We start from the raw sequence: 26,667 nt of genomic DNA on the forward strand, positions 1-26,667 counted from the left end.
TTCTAGGCGCACTCTCTCTGCGTCCTTTATAAGCGGCCTATCAAAAAGAAAGGCGGTGATCACTCACCGCCTTATCTGTTTCTGATGAGGGCTATTGATTGACCTTATTCATCAACACGCGCCACTAACGATTCAATGCCGTAATCTTTCCCATAATGCTTGACGACAAAGTCGATGTCTTTGTCACCACGGCCAGAAAGGTTGATCAAAATCGAGCCTTTCTCTCCGGATTTCGCCAGTTTGAAGGCATACGCCAACGCGTGAGATGATTCGATAGCAGGAATGATCCCTTCACTGCGCGACAACTCAAAGAAGGCATCAATGGCTTCTTCATCATTCGCAGTACCGTAATTCACACGACCGGTATCTTTTAGATAGCTATGCTGCGGCCCAACCGCCGGATAATCCAAGCCACTGGCTACCGAGTACACTTCCTGCGGTTCCCCCTGTTCATCTTTCAGCATGTAAGATTTAAATCCATGCATGATCCCCGGCTCACCCAGTGATAAGGTAGCCGCGTGCTCACCCACTTCGGTCAGCGAACGCCCTGCCGGTTCCACCCCGTGAATGGCCACACCCTCATCCTCAAGGAACGCAGTAAACAGTCCCATGGCATTGGAACCGCCGCCCACACACGCCACCAAATTCTTCGGCAACTCACCCGTCATCTCCTGAAACTGGATACGGGCTTCATTGCCAATAATGGACTGGAAATCCCGCACCATCATCGGGAACGGGTGTGGACCGACGACAGAGCCAATGGCATAAATCTGATCAATCGGATCTTTCATGTACGCTTCAAACGCAGCATCCACCGCTTCTTTCAGGGTTTTACGTCCGTGTGTGGCAGGAATGACATTGGCCCCCAAAATACGCATACGCACCACGTTCGGATGTTCTTTGGCAATGTCGACTTCACCCATATAGATATCACATTCCAACCCCACAAGTGCTGCTGCTGTTGCCAAAGCAACCCCGTGCTGACCCGCCCCAGTTTCTGCAATCAACTTTTTCTTGCCCAGCTTCTTGGCCACCAGCGCTTCACCCAGACAGTGGTTAATTTTGTGTGCACCAGTATGGTTAAGATCTTCTCGCTTCAGGTAAATAGGCACCCCGTATTTACGGGATAGATTCTCCGCGTGGAAAATCGGACTAGGACGCCCCACAAAATGCTTATACAAACGCGCTAATTCAGCATGAAACGCCGGATCCTGACGGCAAACTTCATAAGCGGTGGTGATATCGTCCATCACTTTTTTCAACGTATCCGGAATGAAGCTTCCGCCGTATTCACCAAAATAGCCCTCTGCATTAGGCATCGCGTGTTCGAATGTATTTTTCATGGCAATCCTTGTCCTAGTTAATAAGTACACTTAATGAGTGTAAGGGCAATGAATGGTTCACTCAATTGCATTAACAGAGTTATCAGATTTCGTCACAAAAAAAAAGGACGGAGATCACTCTCCGCCCTTCATTTCTCATAACACGACGTGCTACATCAGCCTCATAGGCGACATATTATGTTGCTCATGTGTGCAGAGAACACTTCGTTGTTACAACTTGGTCCACGCATCCGTCCAGTACAAACTGTCACCCGGCGCATAACCACCGCTTGAACACCAACCTGAGAATGGCCACGGCTTACACTGGTACAGTGCATTATCTTTGCCGACCACAATGTCACCCGGCTTATACGACGTGCCTGCCACATAACTTGGGTAACCCGGATCAACCGGTGGTTCAACAGGTGGCTCTGGATCCACTGGCGGTTCCGGATCAACCGGTGGTTCTGGGTCGACTGGCGGCTCAGGATCCACAGGAGGCTCTGGGTCTACCGGCGGTTCCGGCTCAAGACTGCCCACCATAAATGGGATCGTTTTTTGTTCAAATTTATCCAATGATGCAAACAGGGTGTTCAATGGCGCATCGTAACCGAACCACTCAGCCAGTGACGCATTCACCTGATCAGCGGCGATCTCTGGGATCAAACGACCATTTTTATAGTCATACTCACTGCCCGGTTTCAGGTCCGGCCATTTGCCGTAGGCACGACCGCCCTTCACCGCGCCCCCCATGATGATCTGGTGGCCAGCCCAACCATGATCCGTCCCCGTCGCATTTGGCATGATACGACGGCCAAAATCTGACATGGTGAAGGTGGTCACATTGTCTGACACGCCCTGATTCTTCATTTCGTTGTAGAACGCCGCCATGGCATCAGAGACCTGCGTCAACAACGCTGCATGCGCATTGAGCTGATCGTTGTGGGTATCAAAACCGCCCAAACCAACAAAGAACACCTGACGACGGTGACCCATCGCGCTGTTCTGGCGTGCTTTGATCATTTTCGCCGTCGTTTGCAGTTGCGCACCCAGGCTGGTTTCCGGGAAGCCCGTTAACTCACCGACAGAGGCCAACGCCTCTTCGAGTTGCGCATTCTCGTAGTAACGGCTCGCCATGGTCGACGAGTAGTTATCTTCAAACAGATTCACAAACTCAGCATTAAAGTGACGCATCATGGCTTCCACGCGATCGGACGTCACCAAGCCCGCATAGTCACCCGCGCCTGAGCTGGTGGTCACCAACGGATCGGTAATGGCATTACGTAGCCACTTCTGCTCACCAAACAAGGATACCAACGGCGAGAGTTTGCCCGGCAGGTACATGTTTTCAACCATGCGCCCGGCCCAACCCAGTTTGTTATTCATGTTTTCCGCGCCCGACTGCCACATGGTCTGCTGCAGGTTGTGCGCCATCAGAAACTCGGGGTAATTCGCCAGATCCTGATTACGGCCGATAATCGGCTCCACCAACTGCCCAGAGTTCACAATCACCGTAGCTTTTTGCTCGGTCGCGAAAATGGACTGCAGGCTCTTCATCGACGGATGCAGACCTAGCGGGATGTTGTTGCTCGTTTTGATGTTAAGCGGCACGATGGTTTGACGATCGATCGCCAAACTCGGGCGCGCTGCTGAATAGTCGCTGTACGCTTGCGTGTCATCAGGGATCACCATGTTGTAGGCGTCATTGCCGCCAAATAAAAAGACACAGACCAAGGCTTTATAATCTTCGCCTGCTGCGTGGGCCATGTTCATGCCGGACAGGGAAGGCGCAACAGATGTCGCCCCCAGTGCCGCCGTGCCCTTTAAAAAATTACGTCTTGATAGTTTCATGGGTTACTCCTGGCAGCGAAATTCCGGTGAACATTGAACAGCAAACAACGTATCGAGTACTTGTCTGTCTGGCCCATAACGCTTCGCCGTCAGCTCAGCCAGCATCTTGCGCAGGAAGTCTGCCAATTTGGCTGACATCAGTCCGGCAAAGACACGCTCATTCACCAAAGTAATATACGCTTCGTGATCCGCCACCGTATTGCGAAACTCCGTGCGATCCCATGACCAACGTTTCTTGGCCGTTTCATTGCCAGCAACCACCGCCGCCCACATACGGTTAGAAATACGGCGCACCACATCCATCGATAGAATGGCAAATTCCGGCCCGTACAATTGCTTGTCGGTCAACTCGCCTTTCGGGGCATAATCCGGCTCATAGAAATTGAATACACTGGTTGCCTGCAAAGGGGCCTGACCAAAGTTGCCTTGTGTGCCCGGGAAATCCCACCAGCGTGCAGGATCGTTATTTTTCAATTGCAGTGCGCGCACCAGGTTCGCCATTGCGATCACCGGCTCTTTCACTTTACCGAAGTTACGCGCGCCATTACCGGTTTGTTGGTAATCCGCCATTGCACGGCCGGCCAACACATCAGGATCCAACAAAATGGCTTTCAGGACGGCTTTCAGATCCCCCCGTTCACCCTGACCATTGTTCTTAAACACCTTCGCCACACGACGGACGTATTCACGACGCGGGTTACTGATAGTCAGGCGTTGAATCAGAAGCTTAGAAATAAAGATTGGGGTATTGCGGTGTTCAAATAGCATGTCGATGGCTTGATCAACATCCTGCTCCGGTGTTTGGCCTGCCGGGAAAACCTGACCAAGCACAACCTTTTGATCAAAGTCATGACGGTTCGCCACCGAGTACATCGGCTGGAAGTAGGTACGACGACGCCAACCGGTCAGCACGCGCGCCAGCTCTTCCACATCTTCCTGGGTGTAGTTTGGAATGCGGTTACCGTTACCATCCAAACTTGCTATCCCATCGTCATCCAGACGCCACAACCCCATGCTGAATAACTGCATGACTTCGCGGGCATAGTTTTCATCAGGGAAACTGTTCAAACGCGGATTGGCCTTACGGCTGCCTTCCAGCGTCAGGTAACGCCCCATCGCCGGGCTGAGCGTCACGGCTTTAAGCAGATCACGGTAGTTACCAAAGGCATGATCTAACAGCAGATCATAATATTCAGACAGTGCTTGTGGATCCGGCCCGCCGAAACGCGATACCACCACCACCTGGCTTAACGCGTAAGCCATACGCTGGCGAAGCTGATCATCCCCTTCAATGACGCAGTTCCACCACGCACTCATGCGCGAGACTTCATTGATATTGTCACCGCTGGCGTAAGAAAAACGCTCCGTCAGTTGACGCTGACTCACACGCGGTAAGTTGAATTGTTCCTCAAACCAAGCTGATTCACCCATGTTTACCAATCGATCGACATCCCCTGGCTTGGGGCCAAATGTCGCGCGATAAATAAACCGTGCAGCCTGATCCTTATCTTGTATCAAACTCGTCACTTTGCTTTCCCTTCATTATTAGAATTTTCCAAATTGTGAACCAGCAGCTTGTACAAAATCGAATTTAATGTCTTGAAGTGGAAGTAAAGTAACAATTTACTTATTAACGTGTTCACAAGATGTACATGGGAAATCAGAGATCATTCGCAATTTTTATGCGTAACATCACCAAGCATTAACATGATATTCACTGACATGTATAACATTCTGTTATAAAAAGAGATTTGTTATAAAAGCTTACCGCACGCTCTCACTTCGTTATATTACCCAGCCCCCTTTCATGATTCACGCGCACAAAAAAGCCTGACGCAACGGTCAGGCTTCATCATTCGCTTGTACTCAGCAAAAAACTCATCAAAAAAGACTCATCAAAAATAAGCTAATCGCAAATAAGCAAAACGAGAAAAACTTACTGATGCCTTAATTCATCATTGGCATACATTCTGAGGGAATAATCGCGCCTGGGTGCTGTATCACCTTACTTGCAACCAGGTGCCCTAACCGTGCCGAAGATTGAATATCTCCCCCTATAACTCTATTGGCGAGATATCCTGCACTGAACGAATCCCCTGCCGCTGTTGTGTCCAAAACCGTCTCTACTTTTTCAGCCGGTACCAAGTTGAACAGTCCATTGTGCAGGATATAACAACTCTCTGCGCCACGTTTTACCACGATTTCGCTAACACCATGACGACGAGTACGGGCGATCGCTTCCATTTCATCATCGTCTCCCCACAGCGCCACTTCATCGTCAAATGTCAGAAATGCTAAATCCGTTAACTGCAACATTTGCTCATACGCCTTTTGTGCATCAACCACCTTTTTCCACAATGCAGGTCGATAATTATTGTCAAAGGCAACACGCAGGCCTTTTTGTTTACACTCAGCGAGGGCTTCAAACAATGTGGTACGGCTCTCTGGTGTCAGTATGGCTAAACTGATACCACTTAAATAGACCAGATCAAACTGGCAAAGGCGATCAACCAACGCTGATAACTGAAGTCCTTGAATCCAATATTTTGCTGCCGAGTCATTCCGCCAATAGTAAAAGCTACGCTCACCATCTTCTGCTGTCTCTATGACATAAATACCCGGCACTTTATTTGGGGTAATATCAACGTGGTCTATATCTACACCTTCACTTTTCCATGCCGAAAGCATATTGGCACTAAAAGGGTCTTGCCCCATCCCCGTTAAATACGAAATTGTCTTTCCTTGAGATTGCGTTAAACGGGACAGATAAACCGCAGTATTAAGCGTATCACCACCAAATCCCTGCTCAATATGTCCATTGACGGTTTTCAACTCAATCATACATTCACCAAGAATGGCGATTCGGTTTATCGTATCCATTATATGCTCCTTCTGATACTACCGGCATCGACAACATAACCGGCAAAAAGGCCAGCTCAATTAAGTTGGCCTTTTCGATATACATGCCTACTTAATCAGTTCAATAGTGAACGCACATAAGCTTCAATCTCTGGCACTTGGCCATTAGCAAACAGACACTGTTGAAAACGTTCACCCGAAACAGCGGTTTTCACCAATGCGGGATCGATAGCTTTCAAGGCGTCCAGATACTGTTCTTTCACAACAGCCGTTTTAACCTGGTTAAGAATGGCGGCGTTACGCTGCTGAGGTTCAGCACGCTCCAAAGGGTACCCGAGTCCACGTTTTCCCGTTAAAAACGCTTTTTCGAAAATATAACGAATGTTCAATTCCGCCCCCCAACCGAAGCCTTTCGCAAAGGCCAAAGACAGCGCATTACCATTGTTAATTTGGTTAAACAAAAAGGCATCGGCTGGTTCTAAGCAATAGCCACAGACCACACCAGGGTGAATATTTAGGGACATCATTGCGCCTTGCCCAGTCCCACATCCTGTCACGACAAAGTCTACCGCTTTGGCATTCAGTAAAATACTCGCCATGATCCCCAAGTGAATATATGTCAATGAATGATCATTCTCATCACACATCCCCACGTTAAAGACCTCAGCATTGGCTTGTACCGCCACCCCTTTCAATTCATTTAATACGATGGCATTTTTTCCAGCTTGGCTGTTTTCCATCATCAATGCGATATTCATTGAAACATCCGTTTATTTTAATTATTAAAATTTCATTTGAAACATCATCACCCAGTGAAAATACGATTAATATTTAGGAATTATTAATGCATTCAATCCCAATACCACCTGAACGATCAGTGATATTCAATGACGAATTTAATTTCAATAATGATGATCACGATAAGAAGATAATATTATTGACTATCAGATAGCGATAACATCGCTGTTGCTGCCAATAAGAAGGCACCAACACCGTAATCAATATTATGTTCAAACTTTACATCACGCGGGTTATATGCCGGTAATTGTACCCATCCAAGCATACCGTTATCGTGAATACAACTCTCTAATGCTGACCACGCGTTTTCCACAACAGGCAAATAGACGTCACGATCTAAATGTCCCTGTTGGATCCCCCATGCAAGCCCGTAGCAAAACAGCGAAGTAGCGCTACTTTCTGGCGAAGGGAAACTCTCAGGATCAAGCAGACTGGTACGCCAGAAACCGTCTTGTTGCTGGTATTTCACCACTTGCTCAGCCAACGCACTAAACATCGCTAAATACTGTGGTCGACTTGGATAATCTGCTGGCATGAAGGCCAAGATTCGAGGAATGGCAGCTAATACCCAACCGATACCTCGACTCCAAAATACTTTCTCACCGTTCGCTTCACGCAGCTCATTACCATCACCGACAGGAATGTAGCGTTTATCACGAAAATACAATCCTGTTTCTGGATCGTAAAGAGAATCTACCGCGTCCCACCAAGCTTTATCCATGTAATCAATGTATTTACGGTCTCCTGTTAGCGAAGAAAATCCTGCAAACACAGGGGGAGCCATAAACAGAGAATCACACCACCACCAGTCTTCCCGACCCGGTTTCGGCTCAGTGAGCATGATATCTAATGCACTTTTGCCGTATTCCAACGCTTCTGGAATATCAAAATGCGAGTAAAGTGGCAGGTATGCCTGTATACAGACATGATCATCCGCAAACCTTGGCAATGGCCCCGGTCTAAATCCGGTATTTAGCGAGAAATCTAATAGCCCCTGCAGGTACTCATCATCCCCTGTTGCTTGCCATGCATCAGCAACCGATAACCAAAATACACCACGCTCCCAATCCGTGGCTTTTAAAAAACGTTTTTTCCCGGTACTGCGAATAACATAACGGGTACGATTATCGCGTTGCCAGCAATATACCCGTTTCATTTGATTTAAGATTTGAACATTATCCATATTGCAAAAACCTACTCAGTAACACACTGAAAAATTAAATTTGAACACAAGTGATATAAACAATGTCCCTCACCCCTTATCTTATCGATTCTATATAGGGGGAAATAAAATCCAATAAAGGGTGAGGAACTAGCGTGATCCCTTACAGTTCATCCTCGTAAACTGGCGCACACGTTTCGAGATTTTTTAACTCCGCATGCATATCTTTAATTGACTGATTGCCAATTTCGATAACGACATCGACTAACTCATCCAATGAAAGACCATCTCTTTCAAAACATGCATTAGTAATCATTGGTAAATTACACCCTGCGATTATTTTGATGTCGTTTCTTTGTAGCATAATAAAGAGGGCTCGATTGCAAGGAGAGCCACCAGGGACATCCGTTAAAATAAGTACCCCATCACCAGTATTAATGCGAGCAATGGATTGAAGCATTAATTGTTCTAACTCTTCTGTCGTTATTGAAGGAACAAAATCAATAAATTCAATCGCATTCTGCTTTCCAACTATTGCTTCAACGGCAGACTGCATACCCGTTGCATAATGAATATGTCCTGAAACAAGAATACCAATCATCTTATCCATCCGATGTTTATCGTTAAAGAATACCTAACAAGCGACCACTAATGCCCGCAGCTAAGGTACCGAAAATGAGCATACTTGGTGACTTACCCTTTTGAACCAAGTAGAACATGAACCAGACAAATGCCAGAGGCAAGATATTTGGCATCACTTTATCGAGCAAATCGGTTTGAACGGCCACTTGTGCCTCACCGGCCGTCAACACCAATGGTGTCGATATTCGGACAAAGCTGGCAGTCATCGCCCCGAGCACCCCCAGACCAATAATATTGGCGGAGCGGCCCAATTTTTCGGCTTGCTCAGACAACATATCTAGTGCTGCAACACCGGATTTATAGCCAAAAAACAACAACCAGAAGTACACAAAGAAGTGGTAAACCTGATAAAGCAAGAAGAACACAAATGGCCCTGCAATACTTCCCTGCAAAGAAATTGCCGCACCAATACCTAACGTCAGTGGCATCATGGTCATATGATCGATAGCATCACCAATACCGCCCGTTGGCCCCATTGTTGCTGCTTTCACTGAGTTAATTGTTGACGGTTTTTCTTTGTTTTCTTCCATCGCAATACTTAACCCCAGCGGGAAAGTAAACAGCTTTGGATGGGCATTATAAAATGCCATGTTATTTTTCAGGGATTTCGCTAAGTCAGCCGGATCGCGATGAATTTTTTTCAACGCAGGGATCATGGAGTAACAAAATCCTCCAGCCTGCATCCGTTCATAGTTAAAGTTACCTTCCATGAATAAACCACGAATACCAATTTTCCAAAGGTCGCGATTTGTAATCACTTTACGAACGTGTTGATCTTCATAGGCATCGACATCATTCACCAAAGAGGTAGGCTTATCAATCGGCTGGTCAAGTACGTCAATATTAGAGCTCATCGTCTATTGCCTTTAAATTAGATGAATGGGATGACTTATCATCAGAATTTTTTTCTTGCTGTACATAATCAAGAATTGCGATACACAGGAATACGATAGCCACCGCAATAATCGGTAATTTAAGATATGTCGTTAATACAAAGCCCAGGAAGAAATACGGTAACAACTTCACGTTAAACATTGTGCGTAACAACATGGCAAAACCAACGGCTGGCATCATTCGACCCGCGACGGCCATACCATCAATCACATCTTGTGGTAAATACTCAACAATGAAATCAGCCCCTGCTGTACCATAATAGACAGCAGAAAATGCCACTACACCAAACAAGAGCGAACGCAGTCCTAAGCCAAGATAGAGCATATTGTCTATCCCACGTGTATTACCCTGCTCAGCATACTGATCACACTTCTGCATTAAAGGTGCACAAGAGGTAAACAAGAAGATAATCAGCGCCTGCATGGCCATCGCAAATGGAATCGCCATACCCAATGATGCGTCCGGAGAAATCCCTAATGTAATGGCAAACGCAGTACCAGCAACGGCACCAATGGTGACATCGGGTGGCTGAGCGCCAGCGTTAGGCACTAAACCCAGCCATGCCAATTCCATAGTGGCACCCGCAATTAACCCGGTTTCCAAATCCCCTAAAATTAACCCAACAATTGGGCCCGTAATCAGAGGGCGATGGATATTCAGTGCCACATCGTATTTATCGATGCCGCACAACATTCCCCATAAGCCAACAAGCAATGCTTCAAAAAACATAATGAATCCACCTATTAAGCGACAGCTTCACCAACAACATCAAAAATAACTTGCTTCGTACTCTCCGGCATATGCTGAATTGTCGATGGAATACCAAGCGCTCTCAGTTTTTCAAATGCAATCATGTCTTTTTTATCCACACAGACATTCGCATCCACTTTTGTTTTCCCTGGGTGATAATGCATATTACCAATGTTTACTTCTGAAATAGGCACCCCACCTTCAGCCAGAGCCGCCACGTCAGTTGGATTATTGCAAAGTAATAAAATTTTACGTTCCGGCCCTGCTTTTGGAATATTTTGAATAGCCTGCTCAACCGTTCTGAATAATACGTGATATTCACCACCCGCCGCACCTTTAAAAGGCGCTTGTAATATTGGATTGCCAGCCACTTCATCATTAGCAATAAGAATGGTATTAGCACCTGAATGTTTACCCCAGGTAATTCTTACCTGTCCATGCAGAAGTCTTTCATCAATACGCGTAAGTACGATATTTGCCACTTTGTATTTCCTTTTCCATGTTAAATATTAAACGAACAAATTTACAAGTGTGAGACGCCGCAGAGTAATTAATGCTAATCACCCTGAAAAATGTACATAGAGATAAGGCCAGTAAATGAATTACCGTATTTTTACTAGCCCAATATAATAAGAGTATCTATTGATGATAATTATTGGCATGAGTGATGTGTATCACTCATCCATTAGCCGTTATTACGGTTACTGATTTAGATTCTAAATATGCACCTAAATCATCTGGGAGATTTTGATCAGACACTAGTGTATCAATCATATCCACATCCCCAATCCAATAAGCATTACTGCTGGCAAGTGTCTTTGAATCCGCTACAACAATGACTTCTTCTGAAATTTGACATAGCACTTTAGCCAATTCTGCATCAAATTCAGATTGTGCAAAAAAACCCAGCTTTTTATTAAAACCATCAACCTTAATGATCGCTTTATTAAATCGGTTGCATTTAAGGCTATTGAGCATTTTTGCACCCGTAAATTGCATCGTATCAGGATTAACCGTTCCTCCAGGCATGATCACATCAAGCGAATCATATTTAACCAGTTGCTGCATCAATCCTAAATCGTGCGTAATAATCGCTACAGATGCAAAATCAGAAACCGTATCCAGTGAATGTCTGATCATGTCATTGGCATCAATGAAAATGGTGCTATTTGCGTCCAGTAATCCAGTAATGATTTGGCCTATATGGCGATTTTGGTCACTTATCTGTCCACTGGCAGCGAGATCATCCGATTGCTCATGCACTGTTACATCTGCAAGATCATTCGGATCCACAGCTTTACTGTCATCTACATGCTGATCTTTTTGAGATGCAACAAATCGATTCAACGCCCCTTTATTCATAATGGCAAAACCATAAGAACGAACAATGAATCCATTTTGCTCTAAAAAGCGAAGATCCGCTCGGATCGTTGCTCCCGTGACGTTAAACAGTGTAGCTAAATCATCAACGTGAACCTTTCCCCTCAGCCCAACGATGTTGACGATCTCCATTCTTCTTTCAATCGCGGTTTTCATTACTGCGTCCCCATTACCACTTCTGGTAGCCGCATTGCTGTTCATTCATTTTCATTTCCTTTTATTTGCCATAATATTTATTCAAGACATTTCATTGAGCAATGAATTTTTGTTGTAAGCATGACTAAAATCACAAATTTACTTTACCAACAATCGCGCATTATACCCCAATCATCATGCGATTCCATCTCCCAAAAGCTAATCAACACACGGCCAAATCATAATTTATACCTTTAAAATCAGCAATATACAACCATTTATTAGCTAAGTTCTTCAGCATACCTCCAGTTGAGAGGTAGGAGGCGTTGCTATTGATTCATCACAACTCCCATACCCGATGAGTATTTGTGACTTCACTATCAATTTTCAGATGATTTTCATTGTTCGCTTGTTAACCCTGAAATTCTCATCAACAATCCGACAATGATTCAAAATGAAAGCAATTGAAAATTCATTTTCTCTTTAGACCTAAAACACTGCATTGGTGTGCTGTGTTTTAATCACTGTAAGGATGCCACTGTGAAAATCCCTTTCCTATCACCTCTCATTTCAAGACTGACAGACTCAGGAAAACACATAGATAGCCCATCATCATGGCAGCATGGAGCATCTTCAAAACCAGGCACCATTGATGGACAGCATCACTTCTCACTACTGCGAGCGAAGTGGGCAAATTACTTTTTGGGAGATAGTGAGCTTCCTTTTGCTCCGCCCCTACATACTCAGATGGCAAAGATAGACCGACAAGCCAAGCACTGGCTGTCAACGTTTGAACTCGATCAACAAGGGCTATGGTACGATCTACCATTAGACGCCAACTCTCCGGTTGGCCGAATGCAACTAGGCATCCAGCTTCATGCGACCTATCAACGTATATTCATGCTGGCTCGCGCTTACAAACAACCAAACGGTGAACTCGTCAATCATCCCGTACTGCATAACACGCTGATTGAATCACTGGCGTTCTTACATGATAACTTCTACCACGTCGGCGCGGCTGAATGGGGAGATTGGTGGTATTGGCAAATCGGTATCAACCACATCGTCAGCGATACGTTGGTGATATTGTACGATGACCTACCACAGGAAGTGCTGAATAACTATATCGATGCCTCTCGCTATTTCGTTCCTCGAGCAACTCATCTAAGTGAAGGCTATGGTGCCCCCTATTCATCGGCTCCAACCGTTTTTCAATCCAGAGCCGAACAACGCATTGAAAATGCACAAGCCGTGTTAATTCGAGGCATCCTCGACAATGAGGAGAAAGACATTCAAGCGGCAATGCATGCGTTATCCAATGAATGTTCATCCATGACTGCGCAATGGAACGTAGCACCAGTACTCACTGTCTCTCTTGCTATGATCATGGGTCTCGTGGCGGATTCGCCTTGGCAAGCCCCAGAGCATCAATTGCAAAAAATCTATTCTCAACTGTTAGCCATGAACCTGCCTACGGACATTGATGCACCGGGTAACGATATAGGCATTAAAACGGCGACGTCGCACATACGTAACCATCAACAAAAAATCAATCAAACGATGCTGAGTACCCAACTGCTTTACTTAGCTGGAGCCCCTACTCAACATCGCTCTCAACTCGCAGAGAGTTTGAAAACACAATTGTTAAGCGGTGCATCTTTGCCTGCTCAACCCCAAATTTTTACCTGTTACCAGATTGCCAAACAGCTTGTCGAAAATATGGAATGCGCAGAAAGAGGAAATGGCGAAGTCTCCGCCTGAGAATTGTCTGTTTCCACATCAGCAACAATAACCCTCTATTGATCACTTTTCTTACCATGACATCGCTGTACCATGGCGACAAATTAAATGTATAAGATTGAATTGCATCAACAGGCTTCGCATAAATGTATATACCGTTTTCCCCAGCGCGATATACATCTATCGCACTGAGTCTATCGATGACATCATCAGCACAATGTTTAGCGTGATCTTATCCGTTTCTTTCATCCCCAAACAAAAATGAATAATGATGGAAGAAAGAAACATGATGCTTATATAGCTCGCCTTAAAATGTCCGATTGAGGAATAGGTCTCCACGTGTTATTACGCAGACAAAAAAGCCTGACGCAACGGTCAGGCTCTATGATATGTAGCACTGATGATAAACGTGTTATTTACCCAGTGCTTTCAGTGACTGTTCAAACGCATCAATCTGCTGCGAGACCATCTCGATACTTTGCTGCCAGAAGTCAGGCTGGCGAATATCCATGCCCAGGTGTTTTGCGACAACGTCTTCAGCGGTCATTGAGCCGGTATCACGCAATAGCGCTTTGTAGTCGTCATAGAACGATACGCCCTTGGCTTCGCGCTGTGCATACACGCCTTTACTGAACAGGTAACCAAACAGGTACGGATAGTTATAGAAGCTCACTTCGGCAATACTGAAGTGCAGTTTGCTGGCCCAGAACATCTCGCTGGTTTCATCCATGGCCTCGCCGTACCAGTCACGCCAAGTATCAGACATCAAGGCTTTGAATTGATCGGCGGTAAATTCACCGTTCGGGCGCTGCTCGTAGAAGGCTTTTTCAAATTCATAACGTACCGGAATATTCACCAACAACGCCAGCGCAGCCTGCGCTTCTTCCCAGAACATGGTCAGCTTATCTTGCTCGCTTTGCGCTTTTTCCATCAGCGCATCACGCACTACGTTCTCGGCAAAAATCGAGGCGGTTTCTGCCAGTGTCATCGGGTACTTGGTCTGCATAATTGGCATGTCACGCATTACCCAGTTGTGGAAAGCGTGGCCAAGTTCATGGGCCAGTGTCAGCACATCCGACATACTGCCACCCCACGTCATGAAGACTAATGGCGTTCGGCTGGTTGCAAACTTGGTACAGTACGCCCCCAAGCGTTTATTGGGCTGCGGCGCCGCATCAATCCACTGGTTCTCGACCATCAGATCGACGAACTCTGCCATTTCCTGATCAACACCAGCAAAGGCTTCACGAATAATCGTAATGCCTTCATCGAAGCTGTAGGTCTGGCCTTCACCGCCGACTAATGGTGGCATTGAGGCTTGCTCATCCCACGGCTTGAGTTTGTCGGTACCGAAGAGTTTTGCCATCAATAAACCGGCCTTCTGCCCGACTTCTCGCTGTGCTTTGGTCACTGACATCATGGTGTCGAGCGTGGCTTGTTCAATACAACTGCCATGCAGGCTGGCATCCAAGAAGTGGATGGTTTCAGTATGACTGCGTTTTTCGTATTCGGTTAAACGGCTGCCCGCAATGGCATTCAAAATCGCTGCGAAGCTTTCCTGATGGATCGTCATCGCTTGAGCGACTGCACGCCATGCCGGTTCACGGCGCAGACTATCCGGCCCATACAGAATACTGGCCGCTTGTGACAAGCCCATGGTTTCTTCTGTGCCATCTGGCAGGGCTAACGTCACTTTCAGGCTGCCGGTAATGCTGTCGTACAGACGGCCCCATGCTAACAGACCATCTTGCGACAAGGCGGTGACCAACTGTTCTTCCGAAACCGAAAGCTGACGGTTTTTCAGTAGACGATCACGCTCAAAGCGGAATTGCCAGGAAGCCACATCGTGCGTCAGCAACTCGGCAAACGCAGCCTCATCCAAATTCACAATCGCTTGGCTGTACGGCGTCATAGCCTGAGACAGTTTAGAGTACAGCGCATTCACCTGACCTTGCAGTTTTTTCGCGGCCACATGCGAAGCATCCACCGACAGCAAACAGTTGGCGAAAGTACCAAGGGTATACAGTTTAATGTCCATCCCCTCGTACGCGCTCACGGCATTGGCCAGTGCACCGATATCATCCAGCGCAAATGCAGATAAGGTTGGCAGCGTTTGTTCAACATCGGCCAGATCGCGGGCAATGGCGGGATCATCAATACCGCTGTACGCAATTGACAGGTCCCAACTTGGTGTATGCATAGTGACTCCTTTATTAACAGGCTAAGGTTAAGGTCTGCGCCTTAATCAATCATTGTTCTATATTAATCCGTAAAGAGCAGGCAAGACTGGCCATCATGCTCAATACGTTGAATTTGCGTGGCGAACACGGTTTCCAGTCGCTCAACGGTCATGACGTCGCGCGCCTCGCCTTGGGCGACACAACTGCCATTATTCAGCAGGACCACTTTATCCGCTTCGCGTAGGGTCCGGTTCAAATCGTGGTTCGCCATGATCACCGCTATGCCTTGTGCAGCGATATTGCGGATCAGCTTGTACATGGTGGCTTCCTGGCCAATGTCGAGTGCCGCTGCGGGTTCATCCAATAACAGAAATTTCGCTTCCGGGTTGAGTGTCGGCCAGACCTGCAAACACGCCCCCGCCAGCCGTACGCGTTGCCATTCCCCGCCGGACAGTTGCTGAATATTGCGGCTGAGTTTATCCATGATTTTCAACGCGCCACAGATCTCCTCGACAGCAGCTTGTACGTTCTCGGCCGGTAAATCCCCCAACGCGGATAACGACAAGGCCAGATAATGGTACACCCCAACAGAAAACGCCGGTTTGTCTTGCTGAGCAAGGTAACTGCGTAAACGCGCTAAATCAGACAAGTCATAATCAACCAATGCGCGTCCTTCCAAAGTGACACTCCCCTGCGCCTCGACTAATCCCGATAACATCGAAATAGCGGTACTTTTCCCGCTGCCATTTGGCCCGATGAAATGGACAATCTCACCGCGCTGAATATCAAACGACAGCGGCAGTAAACGCGGCGGCATGGCAAGGTTGTGAGCGTTGATCAACACAGGTTGAGCAATCATCGTTTGTGTCATTGGTTCCACCGGTTAATCAATTTGCGAACGAAGCAACATCCAGATAAACACTGGCGCGCCTAAACTGGTAATCACTACTCCCACTGGCAGTTCTGCCGCAGGCAAAATAATGCGTGACAAGGTATCTGCCATGGCAAGCAGCAATGCCCCGAATAAAGCAGATAGCGGGAGCAGGTAGCGATTCTCTGTCCCTAAGGCGAGACGCAATAAGTGTGGGATCACCAGACCAATGAAACCAATCACCCCGCCTAATGCCACCGACGCGCCGACTAACAGAGAAACAATCAAAATTAAACGCCATCTGAAGGCTGCTACATCTAAACCTAACTGTTTGGCTTGCTGTTCACCCAGCATCAACAGATCCAGCTTCTTACCTTGTAGGCACAGCCAGCCTAAGACCGGTAAGACAGCCACCAGCAACACAAGTTGCTGCCAACTCACACCAGCCACACTGCCCATCAGCCAGTACATCAACATCCGCAGGTTAAGATCATCGCTGAAATAAAATGCCCACGTCACCACCGCACCAGACAAAATGCCTAACGCCACACCGATCAGCAATAAACGCGCGGTCGAGACTTTCCGCCGCCGGGACAATCCCACCAGAATCAGGGTAAAACAGAGTGCGCCTAACATAGCGGCAATCATCATCACAATCGGGCTGGGTGCAATGGGCAGGAGAAACAGTACGATAACGAGAGCGAGACTGGCACCGCCGGAGATCCCTAAAACACCGGGCTCGGCCAAGGGGTTACCTAACAAGACTTGTAATACCGCACCAGAAACGGCAAGCGATGCGCCAATGGCTAATGCAGCGAATAGACGGGGCATACGCAGTTGCACAAGCAGTTGCTGTTCGAGATCACCGGACGGTGCCCACGGCCAGATAAACAACTCACCGACAGAAAGGGATAAAAACGCAGCAAGCAGCAGGAGCAATCCTGCCACAACAAAACCCACACGCCATCTGGCTTGACGACGTGCCATTAATTCATTTAACAGCATCACAAGTACACAATAAACAGAGTCTGCTTACCTTACTCTTTCACCGTTGAAATGAAAAGCCGTGCTTCATTAGCTTTCTGATATTTCAGGCGAAATTGACTCTATTATCTGCATGTTACCCCAGAATGCCCGTTATTTTACGGTGACTTGATCGGTGAGAGTCACGCCCGTCTGCTGCACGAGTAAGGCGGCCCGTTGACCAACAGCCACATTGGCATTTGGGAACACGATCGCCTCCCCGCCCTCCAACGAGTAATACTCGGTATTGCCGTCTTTCCCCAGTAATGCCCCTTGGTCGAAAAAGGTAAAATTGGCTTGATCGTTAGGGAAGGTAAAGGAGAAATCGTCACTCTGTTTAACCAATGTGCGGGTCACTTTATAAATTGCCAACGCGTCTTCTTGCCACTGAGATTGCTTCTTGGCTTCATGCGTGGGTGTAGTAATTAACGTCTGTAGTGCCTGATAAAACGGCTCTAGTCGTGACAAGTCATTGTCACCAAACGGAGCAACTTTGCCCAGCTCTAACGTGAACGCCTGCGCGCCGAAATAGGCGGCACTGAACCAACTAAACGTGGGTGATGGTGAGTTTGCCATCAGCACGGCTTCGACTTCGGCCTGCTGCAAAAACGAGAATAACGGTAAGCTGCGCGTAGGCTGCTCTGAATAAGGGCTCACCGCAAAGGTATAGTGGACGGAATCACGAATAGCACAGTGCAGATCAAGGTGCCAACGCTGTGGATCATCAAAGCTGGCACTGGCATAAAACCCTCGCAATAAGGCTTGCAGCGTGTTCGCGCGAACGGTATCCGGGTTGCTTTCATCGTTCATTTGCTTGAACAAGCGATTCATATTTTCGTCAATGAATCGTTGATGGCACACTATCGCCTCAGGATGGCCGATAATCAGCAGTAAACGGTGAGCGGGTTGTATCTGCCCAGAGAGGATGTGTTCAGCCAGTCGCTGTACTAATTCGATAGGCGCGGTTTCATCCCCATGAATACCGGACGAAATCACAATCGCCTTGGCCTCTTTCGTGAGATCGGACGGTGTAATGGCCAACACACCTCTGGCGAGCAAGGCGCATTCTACCCCGCTTTCCGTCCGCCACTGCCCAAGCTCTTCTGGGCTATCCATGTCCAGACTCGCCGCGAGAAACGCGCCCGCTTTCACTTGTGCTAACATGCCCATCGACATCCTCCCTGTTCGACACTGCGTAAATATTTTACCTACTTACATTCAGTGTACTGCTGTCACGGCACGGTGCCTATCATTCCCGTACTATCAGACAGACCATTGTCTTATTCTGAGATCTCAGCAGCACCCCGCGCTTTTCAACAGGCACAAAAAAACCCAGATCAGCGCATGCTGTATCTGGGCTTTTTTGTTTACATCGCCGCGATTACTTTTCGATCTCGATGCTTTCTACGCGTGCTTTCAATTTCTGACCTGGACGGAAAGTTACAACACGGCGAGCAGAGATAGGGATATCTTCGCCCGTTTTAGGGTTTCTTCCTGGACGCTCGTTCTTATCGCGAAGATCAAAGTTACCAAAGCCGGACAACTTTACTTGTTCGCCATTTTCAAGCGCTTTTCTAATTTCTTCAAAGAAGACTTCCACCGTATCCTTGGCGTCCCGTTTGCTTAATCCAACATTCTCAAACAGGTTCTCAGCCAAATCGGCTTTCGTGAGCGCCATAGATAATTCCCTCAAGACTATATTGAATGGATAACAGACATAGCATAACTATACCTGTAGCGAATTCATCTGGTGAGACTGAATCGGTGAGCGACAATTTTCAGCCACCCTGAATCATGTTCAATCTCAACTAGAGTCAAGTTTAAGCCAACTCGCTGATTTCCGCCAACTTTTTTACGTTAACTTCGTGTCAAATTATTGATTTGTGGTTGCACCAAAATGCGTCATGCATGCACCCAGTTGAGCTTAATCACCCTAATAACCAATAAAATACGCTAAAAATAACCCTGACAACAATATATCACTCTAACAATTTGTGGACATATAGGAATATTCTCTGAGTATCAGAAAGTTACGTTTATTAGATTCAGATCAAAAAAAAGCAGCCGAGATGGCTGCTTTTTTAAAACAATAACTTAAAAAGTTACTGTGCGTGACGCTGTGACGGCTCAAACAACCGCCACCCGCACGTAATTAGTCACGTAGGCTCGCGCCAAAACGCTCTGCAAGTACTGCAACAATGCTTTCAACCGCACCCGCGATATCAGCTTCTTCCAGCGTACGTTCTGCTGACTGAAGGGTTAGCGCAATCGCCAAGCTCTTCTGACCGTCTTCAACACCTTTACCTACGTAAACGTCGAATAGGTTCACATCAGTCAGTAGTTCGCCACCGTTGTCACGGCAAGCAGCAACCACATCACCGGCTGCTACGTCTTCGTTCACAACAACCGCGATATCACGACGGTTTGCAGGGAACTTAGATAGCGCAACTGCTTCTGGGATCACTTTAGTGTTGATCGCAGACCATTCGATTTCGAACACGATAGTACGGCCATTTAGACCAAACTTACGCTCAAGCTCTGGGTGAACGGTACCGATCACGCCCACTTCTTTGCCGTCTACGATGATAGCCGCAGACTGACCTGGGTGAAGTGCTGGGTGCTTAGCCGCTGCGAAAGAGTATGCTTTCTCGTTTGCAGACAGTTCTAGAATCGCTTCTAGATCACCCTTCAGATCGAAGAAATCAACGGTGTTGGTTTCAATATCCCAGTGCTCTTCGCTACGCGTACCTGCGATAACACCAGCAAGCATTGGCTCTTGGCGCATGCCGTTTTCAGCGGTTTCGCAAGGGATGAAACGTAGGCCGTATTCAAACAGACGAACGCGAGGCTGCTGACGCTTCTGGTTGTGAACAACAGTGTTCAACAGACCTTGGATCAGACCAAGACGCATTGCTGACATTTCCGCAGAAATTGGGAATGGCAGGATCAATGGCTCAACACCAGGAACAACCAGTTTCTGCTGCTCAGGCTCAACGAAGCTGTAAGTGATCGCTTCTTGGTAACCACGATCAACAAGCAGGTTACGTACACGTTTCAGCGGTAGATCCGCTTCTTTGTGATCGTTCATGCTTAGTGCAGCCACTGGCGACTGGTTAGGGATGTTGTCGTAACCGTAGATACGGCCCACTTCTTCCACTAGGTCTTGCTCGATCGCGATATCGAAACGCCATGTTGGTGCAACAGCTTCCCAACCTTCAGCCGTTGTTTCAACCGTCATACCTAGACGCTCTAGGATCTCAACCACGTCTGCATCAGCAATGTGGTGACCCAGTAGGTTGTCTAGTTTAGTACGACGTAGTGCTACTTTGTTTGGCTTAGGCAGGTCTGCTTCAGACTCAACCGCCACAACAGGTGCAACTTCACCACCACAGATTTCAACAAGCAGTGCTGTGGCACGCTCCATTGCGTTCACTTGTAGTGCGTAATCCACACCACGCTCGAAACGCATTGAAGAATCCGTGTGTAGACCGTAGCTACGTGCGCGACCACGGATGTGATCCGGTGCGAAGAAAGCACACTCTAGTAGTACGTCTTTCGTTTCAGTCGTTACGCCTGACTGCTCACCACCAAAGATACCGGCGATAGCCAGTGCTTTGTTGTGGTCTGCAACAACCAGTGTGTCAGCGTTCAGTTCAGCTTCAGTACCGTCTAGCAGCGTTAACTTCTCGCCCTGCTCTGCCAAACGTACCACGATGCCACCTTCAATCTTCGCCAGATCAAATGCGTGCATTGGCTGACCTTGCTCTAGCAGAACAAAGTTAGTGATATCAACAACTGGGTCGATTGAACGGATACCACAACGACGCAGTTTTTCCTGCATCCATAGTGGGGTTTCCGCTTGAACGTTAACGTTCTTAACCACACGGCCAAGGTAACGTGGACACGCAGCCGGTGCTTTCACGTCGATAGATACAGTGTCTTCGATTGAAGCAGCAACCGCTTCAACAGATGGCTCTGTTACGTCAGCACGGTTTAGTACGCCCACTTCACGTGCCATACCACGGATGCTGAAACAGTCAGCACGGTTAGCCGTTAGGTCAACGTCTACGGTTACGTCGTCCAGACCTAGGAATTCGCGGAAATCAGTACCGATCACTGCGTCTTCTGCTAGCTCCATGATGCCGTTTGACTCAACGTCGATGCCCAGTTCAGAGAAAGAACACAGCATGCCGTGAGATGGCTGACCACGTAGTTTTGCTTTTTTGATTTTGAAATCGCCAGGTAGTACTGCGCCTACTGTTGCTACAGCCACTTTTAGGCCTAGGCGACAGTTTGCTGCACCACACACGATGTCTAGCAATTCTTCTTCACCCACGTCAACTTTCGTTACGCGCAGTTTGTCTGCATCTGGGTGCTGACCACATTCTACAACGTGACCTACTTTAACGCCGTTGAACGCGCCTGCTACTGGCAGTACGTCGTCAACTTCCAGACCCGCCATCGTGATTTGGTGAGTCAGTTCGTCAGTGCTAACCGCAGGGTTAACCCACTCACGAAGCCAAGATTCGCTGAATTTCATAGTGTTTAAACCTCTGGATTACTTGAATTGCTTAAGGAAACGTAGGTCGTTCTCGAAGAACGCACGTAGATCGTTTACGCCGTAACGCAGCATAGTCAAACGCTCTACACCCATACCAAATGCAAAACCAGAGTATTTCTCAGGGTCGATACCTACGCTACGTAGTACGTTCGGGTGAACCATACCGCAGCCTAGTACTTCTAACCACTTACCGTTCTTACCTTTCACGTCCACTTCTGCTGAAGGCTCAGTGAATGGGAAGTATGAAGGACGGAAACGCACTTCCACTTCTTCTTCAAAGAAGTTACATAGGAAATCGTGCAGGATGCCTTTTAGCTGTGCAAAGTTAACGTTCTCATCAACCAGCATGCCTTCCACCTGGTGGAACATTGGCGTATGCGTTTGGTCGTAGTCGTTACGGTATACACGGCCTGGTGCGATGAAACGGAATGGTGGTTTGCCATTTTCCATCGTACGGATCTGTACACCAGAGGTGTGCGTACGCAGCATCAGATCTGGGTTAAAGAAGAAGGTATCGTGATCAGTACGTGCAGGGTGATCTGCCGCAATGTTCAACGCATCGAAGTTGTGGAATGCATCTTCGATTTCAGGACCAGACTCAACGTTAAAGCCAAGCTCACCGAAGAACTGCTCAATGCGTTCTACAGTGCGAGTCACTGGGTGTAGGCCACCGTTTTCAATGCGACGACCAGGTAGGGTCACATCGATAGTTTCTGCAGATAGCTTCGCTTCAAGTTCTGCACGCTGAAGTGCATCTTTACGTGCTGCGATAGCTTGCTGAACAGCACCTTTTGCTTTGTTGATCTCTTGACCAGCAGTGCGGCGCTCTTCCGGTGGGAGTTTACCCAAGCTTTGTAGTTGAAGAGTCAGTTCACCCTTCTTGCCCATGTATTGGACACGGACATCGTCCAGAGCCGCTGATGAATCAGCTTGCTCAATAGCTGCCGTTGCGTTGGCAATAATCTCGTCTAGATGTTGCATCGTTTCCTCATCCACCCACAGGTGGCGTCCTTAAGGGAGATATAAATTCGCGTAACAATACATACTAAAGAAACATGCGTCCAAATCCAAATCCAATCGTAAGAAAAGGGTCGGATTGCGTGAAAAAAAAACGCCTTTAGCTATTTGAATCCTTGAATGTTCCTCTGCATCCTGCTTCGGTGGAAAAAACACCTCAGCAGTGGCTGTTTTTCCACCTTTCTTTATGCCGTGAGTATGCTGACATTTCATGCGTTTTTAACGGATTTTCGTTGATCGACACTCCCCCTATTTTCTCCCACTCCCCTCACTTACATCGCATTGCATGCATTTCAATAAACCCATCGCAAAAACCAACGTTCACGGTTTTGTCGAGCATTTTTTTACTTTTTACCCTTGCGCTTTTCCTGCTCTCCCTCTAAATTAATAAAACACTGTTCGATTGAGGGTTTACACAAAAACAAACTATGACGTGTACGCAATCCAACTCAATAAAACAGCACAACATCATCAACACAAAAGGAATATCATCATGGGTGAACAAGAGAAATATTGGCTCGTTTATGCAAAAGCAACGTTTGTTATCGCGGTTATTGCGATGGTGGTCAGTATCATCAAACTGCCAGGCGATTTGCTCATTAAAGGCTATTACAGCATCTGTAGTTTATTTTTGGTCAGCGCTACCATCACGTTAAGTAAAGCGGTGCGCGATCAGGCGGAATCGAAGAAACTGGTGAATAAGATCGAAGAAGCGAAAACAGCACAACTTCTTCACGATTTAGACGATTAACATTGTTGTAAAATGACCAAGACACCTCTTCAACTATTCACCACACAACAGCAGCAATTATTGCTGCTGTTGAAAGCCATTGAGCAACAGACGTTACTCCGCCAGGCCGATTACGATACCCTGATTGATCAGCTACAGGCGAACCAAACCAGTATTACGGCCACACTGGATGCTGTCAGTGACAACGCTGCAGCATCACAGTCCGCCTTCACTCGCCTTGTTGAAAAGGGCATTGTGCTCAAACGGCAAGCCGCCAAGAAAATAACAGCCATACATAAGCTTGAACAAAAAGCTGAGCAACTCAAAGAGGCGATACGCAACACTCGTCGCCTCATGATTCAAATACAGCATGTTCACACTGAGATGCGCAGTGGCCAATGTATTCAACTTCAGCTAAAAGTCCGTCAATTACAGGCAAAAAACGCCGCATTGATAACAGCATACCAATGCCTCTATTGATCATTCCCATTCTGCACCATTGCTTACCCATGAGAATAAATAACCACAAACACCCAAAAATCGAGCAACTTTCAACCAGCAGCACCTCCATTAATAAACATTTTTATTTAAAAAGTATGACTTTTGCAGTAGATTGAAAGACTGCTTACAATTGGGAGTTTCAAAAATGCAGAACAATGCTGTAACAGCACTAATTAAAATGAATACATTTGCTGTTTTGTTATGCTCAGTACTATTGGTTTTGGGTAACTTAGGCCTAACGTCTTCACTACCTATTTTTGTCATGGGTAAGTTCGACATTATTCATGCTGGCTTTTTCTTAGCCTTTAACGGTATGTTCCTGGCTACGCTTGGTGGCTTGCTATATGGCCGCAACAAAGCCGTTCACACACTTAAGCATCTTGCTGCCGCTTAATGGACGCAGATGGTAAGTAATAAAAATAGCCTCTTTACGAGGCTATTTTTTTATGTACGTAATACTTGAACCGTCGTTATTACAACTTCGCCCACGCGTTACTCCATGCGTCGCCGACACCCGGTTCATAAGCACTGGATGCACACCACAAGCCGTTTGGCCATGCACGACACTGATAAGTACCGCCATTGTGTGTCACAACATCACCCGGTGAATAAGCGGTACCGGCTACATAAGCATTACCGGAAGCCGGTGGGGTTGGTTCAGGATCCGGAGTGGGCTCTGGCGTTGGATCAGGTGTCGGTTCCGGCGTTGGCGAGCCCCCACCACAATGACCGGCGGCTATCGCTTGCCATACGCCCCACGGGCCAGACTGACTTGGATCGGCTCCCTGGTTCCACCACTGCGCTTCCCATAGCTGGCCTTGCCAACTCACCACATCCCCGGTGTTGTACACTGCCCCTGCATTCCATTCCGTCTCACAGGTACCTGGCTGTGACGCCGAAGTGACTTGTGCGCTCGCTTTGGCGACGTACTGCGTATTGGTTTTGTCGATCTCAAACGTCAATGCCACTGAAGCCGTGCCTGTCGCTGACGCTGAAAACTCCACCGCTACCTGGCAAGATTGCCCTGCAGGTAATGTGCTCGCACGGCAACCGTCTTGGCTTATCAACGCATCCTGCGCGACACCACTGGCGCTCACACTTGTCTGTGTGACAGTGAAAGGAACATTACCGGTATTTTTCACCGAAAAAGTATGTGAAGCCGTTTGCCCCAGTTCAAACGCCGTCAATGGCTGATTGGCGTTGTAACCCACCGACACATTATCGGCATTAAGTACCACCACGCTATCAACCCAATCACGCAACGCAGCAATATCACTGTACACGCCATATTTCCCCGGACGTGCACAACCAATGCCCCAACTCACAATCCCCAACTGTGTCACCACACCGCCACGGTTTACGACGATGGGGCCACCACTGTCTCCCTGACAGGAGTCAATCCCGCCTTGTGGCACCCCCGCACAAAAGCTCACCTGCCCGACATTAGCATAACTGCCCCCAGCGGTACGGCATTGCGCATCAGACACCAACGGCACGTCCACCGCCATTAATACTGATGGTGTACTCCCCCCTTCAGACAGTCGCCCTAAACCCGCTACGGATAATTGATCCCCTGTGACGGCATATTGGCTGAGTCCACCAGCTGCAATCTCGACACGTTTGTCATTGCTGATCACGCGATCTAATTTAAGGATCGCAATATCATTGGCCAGGTTGCGCGAATTAAAATTGGGATGCACATAAATATTCGTCACATTCGCCCGTTCACCATCAGTGCCGTTATAACGAAAGCCACCGACTTTTACCGCCAACTGGCTAGGCAGATCGGTATCCACACAATGTGCGGCGGTTAAGACATACCCATCGCCCAAATAGCTCCCGCCACAAAATGAACGATTACTGTTACGTCCGACAATCTGGGTATAAAACCCCCAATCAGCAGTATTCGCCGGACTGCCTCCAACAATATCCGGCGTGATCACACCACCTACACCCACAATATTTTCATTAGCTTGCACGCTGCCCATGCTACACGCCGCCATCACTGCTATAACACCAAACTTTAGTTTCACGTCATTCCCTCGAAAAAGTAAATTCATGCTGCGACGCACGTCATTCGCGTCACACATGAACAAGAAAAGCCCTTTTTCAAAAAATGACCAACCCACGGATGGTGTTTTTTATAGAATGCATAGGCCATCTAACATTATTTAAAAATTAACATTTCAGTTACATTACAGGGTATGAATACCGTCACGCCCCCCTCTAACGGCTCATGCTTACACGGAAT

At 47.3% G+C, this 26,667-nt stretch carries 22 protein-coding genes and 1 pseudogene; 4 read left to right on the plus strand and 19 right to left on the minus strand.

The window, feature by feature from the left end:
• Nucleotides 1-104: 104 nt before the first annotated feature.
• From trpB to ABT58_RS21695, 11 genes and pseudogenes are all read right to left on the minus strand, one after another.
• Nucleotides 105-1,343 (minus strand): tryptophan synthase subunit beta, encoded by a 1,239-nt coding sequence (gene trpB / locus ABT58_RS21645; protein WP_047876519.1) that lies wholly within the window; start codon nt 1,341-1,343, stop codon nt 105-107.
• A gap of 210 nt (nt 1,344-1,553) precedes the next feature.
• Nucleotides 1,554-3,146 (minus strand): annotated as a pseudogene (locus ABT58_RS24530) (DUF1501 domain-containing protein); the annotation flags it as partial.
• A gap of 30 nt (nt 3,147-3,176) precedes the next feature.
• Nucleotides 3,177-4,700 carry a DUF1800 domain-containing protein gene (locus ABT58_RS21655; RefSeq protein WP_047876520.1) on the minus strand — a complete coding sequence of 508 codons (1,524 nt, stop codon included), beginning with the start codon at nt 4,698-4,700 and terminating at the stop codon, nt 3,177-3,179.
• A gap of 420 nt (nt 4,701-5,120) precedes the next feature.
• Nucleotides 5,121-6,053 (minus strand): 2-dehydro-3-deoxygluconokinase, encoded by a 933-nt coding sequence (kdgK, locus tag ABT58_RS21660; protein WP_047876521.1) that lies wholly within the window; start codon nt 6,051-6,053, stop codon nt 5,121-5,123.
• Between the two features lie 95 nt (nt 6,054-6,148).
• On the minus strand, nt 6,149-6,790 hold the full coding sequence (locus tag ABT58_RS21665) for an RpiB/LacA/LacB family sugar-phosphate isomerase (protein WP_047876522.1): 642 nt from the start codon (nt 6,788-6,790) through the stop codon (nt 6,149-6,151).
• A gap of 176 nt (nt 6,791-6,966) precedes the next feature.
• Nucleotides 6,967-8,013: a glycoside hydrolase family 88/105 protein gene (locus ABT58_RS21670; RefSeq protein ID WP_047876523.1), complete on the minus strand. Its 1,047-nt coding sequence runs from the start codon at nt 8,011-8,013 to the stop codon at nt 6,967-6,969.
• A 142-nt stretch (nt 8,014-8,155) separates the two neighbouring features.
• A complete protein-coding gene (agaF, locus tag ABT58_RS21675; RefSeq protein WP_229821788.1) occupies nt 8,156-8,602 on the minus strand; it encodes a PTS galactosamine/N-acetylgalactosamine transporter subunit IIA in 447 nt (148 codons plus the stop codon).
• Nucleotides 8,603-8,615: 13 nt separating this feature from the next.
• On the minus strand, nt 8,616-9,488 hold the full coding sequence (locus ABT58_RS21680; RefSeq protein ID WP_047876524.1) for a PTS system mannose/fructose/sorbose family transporter subunit IID: 873 nt from the start codon (nt 9,486-9,488) through the stop codon (nt 8,616-8,618).
• A complete protein-coding gene (gene agaW / locus ABT58_RS21685) occupies nt 9,478-10,257 on the minus strand; it encodes a PTS N-acetylgalactosamine transporter subunit IIC (protein WP_047876525.1) in 780 nt (259 codons plus the stop codon). Before agaW ends, ABT58_RS21680 begins: the two co-directional genes overlap by 11 nt.
• Nucleotides 10,258-10,271: 14 nt before the next feature.
• Nucleotides 10,272-10,760, minus strand: a complete 489-nt coding sequence (locus ABT58_RS21690; RefSeq protein WP_047876526.1) for a PTS sugar transporter subunit IIB — start codon at nt 10,758-10,760, stop codon at nt 10,272-10,274.
• A 196-nt stretch (nt 10,761-10,956) separates the two neighbouring features.
• Nucleotides 10,957-11,814 carry a DeoR/GlpR family DNA-binding transcription regulator gene (locus ABT58_RS21695; RefSeq protein ID WP_158261725.1) on the minus strand — a complete coding sequence of 286 codons (858 nt, stop codon included), beginning with the start codon at nt 11,812-11,814 and terminating at the stop codon, nt 10,957-10,959.
• A 519-nt stretch (nt 11,815-12,333) separates the two neighbouring features.
• Between ABT58_RS21695 and ABT58_RS21700 the strand changes: the two genes are divergently transcribed.
• A complete protein-coding gene (locus tag ABT58_RS21700; protein WP_158261726.1) occupies nt 12,334-13,554 on the plus strand; it encodes a hypothetical protein in 1,221 nt (406 codons plus the stop codon).
• A 391-nt stretch (nt 13,555-13,945) separates the two neighbouring features.
• On the opposite strand, the gene ABT58_RS21705 is transcribed toward ABT58_RS21700, so the two are convergent.
• The 7 genes from ABT58_RS21705 to pheS all read right to left on the minus strand — a co-directional run bounded on the left by ABT58_RS21705 (nt 13,946) and on the right by pheS (nt 23,149).
• Nucleotides 13,946-15,733, minus strand: coding sequence for a M3 family oligoendopeptidase (locus tag ABT58_RS21705; RefSeq protein ID WP_047876528.1), 1,788 nt, complete (start codon nt 15,731-15,733; stop codon nt 13,946-13,948).
• Nucleotides 15,734-15,795: 62 nt separating this feature from the next.
• Complete coding sequence (btuD, locus tag ABT58_RS21710; RefSeq protein ID WP_373300254.1) at nt 15,796-16,584, minus strand: vitamin B12 ABC transporter ATP-binding protein BtuD; 789 nt, start codon at nt 16,582-16,584, stop codon at nt 15,796-15,798.
• 12 nt (nt 16,585-16,596) lie between these two features.
• Nucleotides 16,597-17,589, minus strand: coding sequence for a vitamin B12 ABC transporter permease BtuC (btuC, locus tag ABT58_RS21715; protein WP_047876529.1), 993 nt, complete (start codon nt 17,587-17,589; stop codon nt 16,597-16,599).
• A gap of 132 nt (nt 17,590-17,721) precedes the next feature.
• Nucleotides 17,722-18,777, minus strand: coding sequence for a succinylglutamate desuccinylase (gene astE, locus ABT58_RS21720; RefSeq protein ID WP_053063167.1), 1,056 nt, complete (start codon nt 18,775-18,777; stop codon nt 17,722-17,724).
• Between the two features lie 211 nt (nt 18,778-18,988).
• Nucleotides 18,989-19,285 carry an integration host factor subunit alpha gene (gene ihfA / locus ABT58_RS21725; protein WP_007469861.1) on the minus strand — a complete coding sequence of 99 codons (297 nt, stop codon included), beginning with the start codon at nt 19,283-19,285 and terminating at the stop codon, nt 18,989-18,991.
• A 474-nt stretch (nt 19,286-19,759) separates the two neighbouring features.
• On the minus strand, nt 19,760-22,147 hold the full coding sequence (pheT, locus tag ABT58_RS21730) for a phenylalanine--tRNA ligase subunit beta (RefSeq protein WP_047876530.1): 2,388 nt from the start codon (nt 22,145-22,147) through the stop codon (nt 19,760-19,762).
• A gap of 18 nt (nt 22,148-22,165) precedes the next feature.
• Nucleotides 22,166-23,149, minus strand: coding sequence for a phenylalanine--tRNA ligase subunit alpha (gene pheS, locus ABT58_RS21735; protein ID WP_047876531.1), 984 nt, complete (start codon nt 23,147-23,149; stop codon nt 22,166-22,168).
• Nucleotides 23,150-23,678: 529 nt separating this feature from the next.
• On the opposite strand from pheS, the gene ABT58_RS21740 reads away from it, so the two are divergent.
• From ABT58_RS21740 to ABT58_RS21750, 3 genes are all read left to right on the plus strand, one after another.
• The gene (locus ABT58_RS21740; protein WP_047876532.1) at nt 23,679-23,936 is read left to right on the plus strand and encodes a YiaA/YiaB family inner membrane protein; all 258 of its coding nucleotides are present in this window, start codon (nt 23,679-23,681) and stop codon (nt 23,934-23,936) included.
• Between the two features lie 12 nt (nt 23,937-23,948).
• A complete protein-coding gene (locus ABT58_RS21745; protein ID WP_047876533.1) occupies nt 23,949-24,395 on the plus strand; it encodes a hypothetical protein in 447 nt (148 codons plus the stop codon).
• A 166-nt stretch (nt 24,396-24,561) separates the two neighbouring features.
• Nucleotides 24,562-24,810, plus strand: coding sequence for a hypothetical protein (locus tag ABT58_RS21750; protein ID WP_047876534.1), 249 nt, complete (start codon nt 24,562-24,564; stop codon nt 24,808-24,810).
• 79 nt (nt 24,811-24,889) lie between these two features.
• Here ABT58_RS21750 and ABT58_RS21755 read toward each other — a convergent pair whose 3' ends face one another.
• Nucleotides 24,890-26,404 carry a trypsin-like serine protease gene (locus ABT58_RS21755; protein ID WP_047876565.1) on the minus strand — a complete coding sequence of 505 codons (1,515 nt, stop codon included), beginning with the start codon at nt 26,402-26,404 and terminating at the stop codon, nt 24,890-24,892.
• Nucleotides 26,405-26,667: the final 263 nt, after the last annotated feature.

This window comes from Photobacterium aphoticum (genome assembly GCF_001029435.1).
In the GTDB taxonomy this organism is placed as follows: Bacteria; Pseudomonadota; Gammaproteobacteria; order Enterobacterales; family Vibrionaceae; genus Photobacterium; species Photobacterium aphoticum.

Excerpts from the sequence above, each read along its gene's own strand:
- kdgK (WP_047876521.1), bottom strand. The coding sequence starts at position 6,053 with ATGGATACGATAAACCGAATCGCCATTCTTGGTGAATGTATGATTGAG.
- ABT58_RS21740 (WP_047876532.1), top strand. The coding sequence starts at position 23,679 with ATGGGTGAACAAGAGAAATATTGGCTCGTTTATGCAAAAGCAACGTTT.
- agaF (WP_229821788.1), bottom strand. The coding sequence starts at position 8,602 with ATGGATAAGATGATTGGTATTCTTGTTTCAGGACATATTCATTATGCA.
- pheS (WP_047876531.1), bottom strand. The coding sequence starts at position 23,149 with ATGCAACATCTAGACGAGATTATTGCCAACGCAACGGCAGCTATTGAG.
- ABT58_RS21665 (WP_047876522.1), bottom strand. The coding sequence starts at position 6,790 with ATGAATATCGCATTGATGATGGAAAACAGCCAAGCTGGAAAAAATGCC.
- ABT58_RS21695 (WP_158261725.1), bottom strand. The coding sequence starts at position 11,814 with ATGAAAACCGCGATTGAAAGAAGAATGGAGATCGTCAACATCGTTGGG.
- ABT58_RS21745 (WP_047876533.1), top strand. The coding sequence starts at position 23,949 with ATGACCAAGACACCTCTTCAACTATTCACCACACAACAGCAGCAATTA.
- trpB (WP_047876519.1), bottom strand. The coding sequence starts at position 1,343 with ATGAAAAATACATTCGAACACGCGATGCCTAATGCAGAGGGCTATTTT.
- btuD (WP_373300254.1), bottom strand. The coding sequence starts at position 16,584 with ATGACACAAACGATGATTGCTCAACCTGTGTTGATCAACGCTCACAAC.
- pheT (WP_047876530.1), bottom strand. The coding sequence starts at position 22,147 with ATGAAATTCAGCGAATCTTGGCTTCGTGAGTGGGTTAACCCTGCGGTT.
- ABT58_RS21750 (WP_047876534.1), top strand. The coding sequence starts at position 24,562 with ATGCAGAACAATGCTGTAACAGCACTAATTAAAATGAATACATTTGCT.
- btuC (WP_047876529.1), bottom strand. The coding sequence starts at position 17,589 with ATGCTGTTAAATGAATTAATGGCACGTCGTCAAGCCAGATGGCGTGTG.
- ABT58_RS21755 (WP_047876565.1), bottom strand. The coding sequence starts at position 26,404 with ATGGGCAGCGTGCAAGCTAATGAAAATATTGTGGGTGTAGGTGGTGTG.
- ABT58_RS21670 (WP_047876523.1), bottom strand. The coding sequence starts at position 8,013 with ATGGATAATGTTCAAATCTTAAATCAAATGAAACGGGTATATTGCTGG.
- ihfA (WP_007469861.1), bottom strand. The coding sequence starts at position 19,285 with ATGGCGCTCACGAAAGCCGATTTGGCTGAGAACCTGTTTGAGAATGTT.
- ABT58_RS21680 (WP_047876524.1), bottom strand. The coding sequence starts at position 9,488 with ATGAGCTCTAATATTGACGTACTTGACCAGCCGATTGATAAGCCTACC.
- agaW (WP_047876525.1), bottom strand. The coding sequence starts at position 10,257 with ATGTTTTTTGAAGCATTGCTTGTTGGCTTATGGGGAATGTTGTGCGGC.
- astE (WP_053063167.1), bottom strand. The coding sequence starts at position 18,777 with ATGGGCATGTTAGCACAAGTGAAAGCGGGCGCGTTTCTCGCGGCGAGT.
- ABT58_RS21705 (WP_047876528.1), bottom strand. The coding sequence starts at position 15,733 with ATGCATACACCAAGTTGGGACCTGTCAATTGCGTACAGCGGTATTGAT.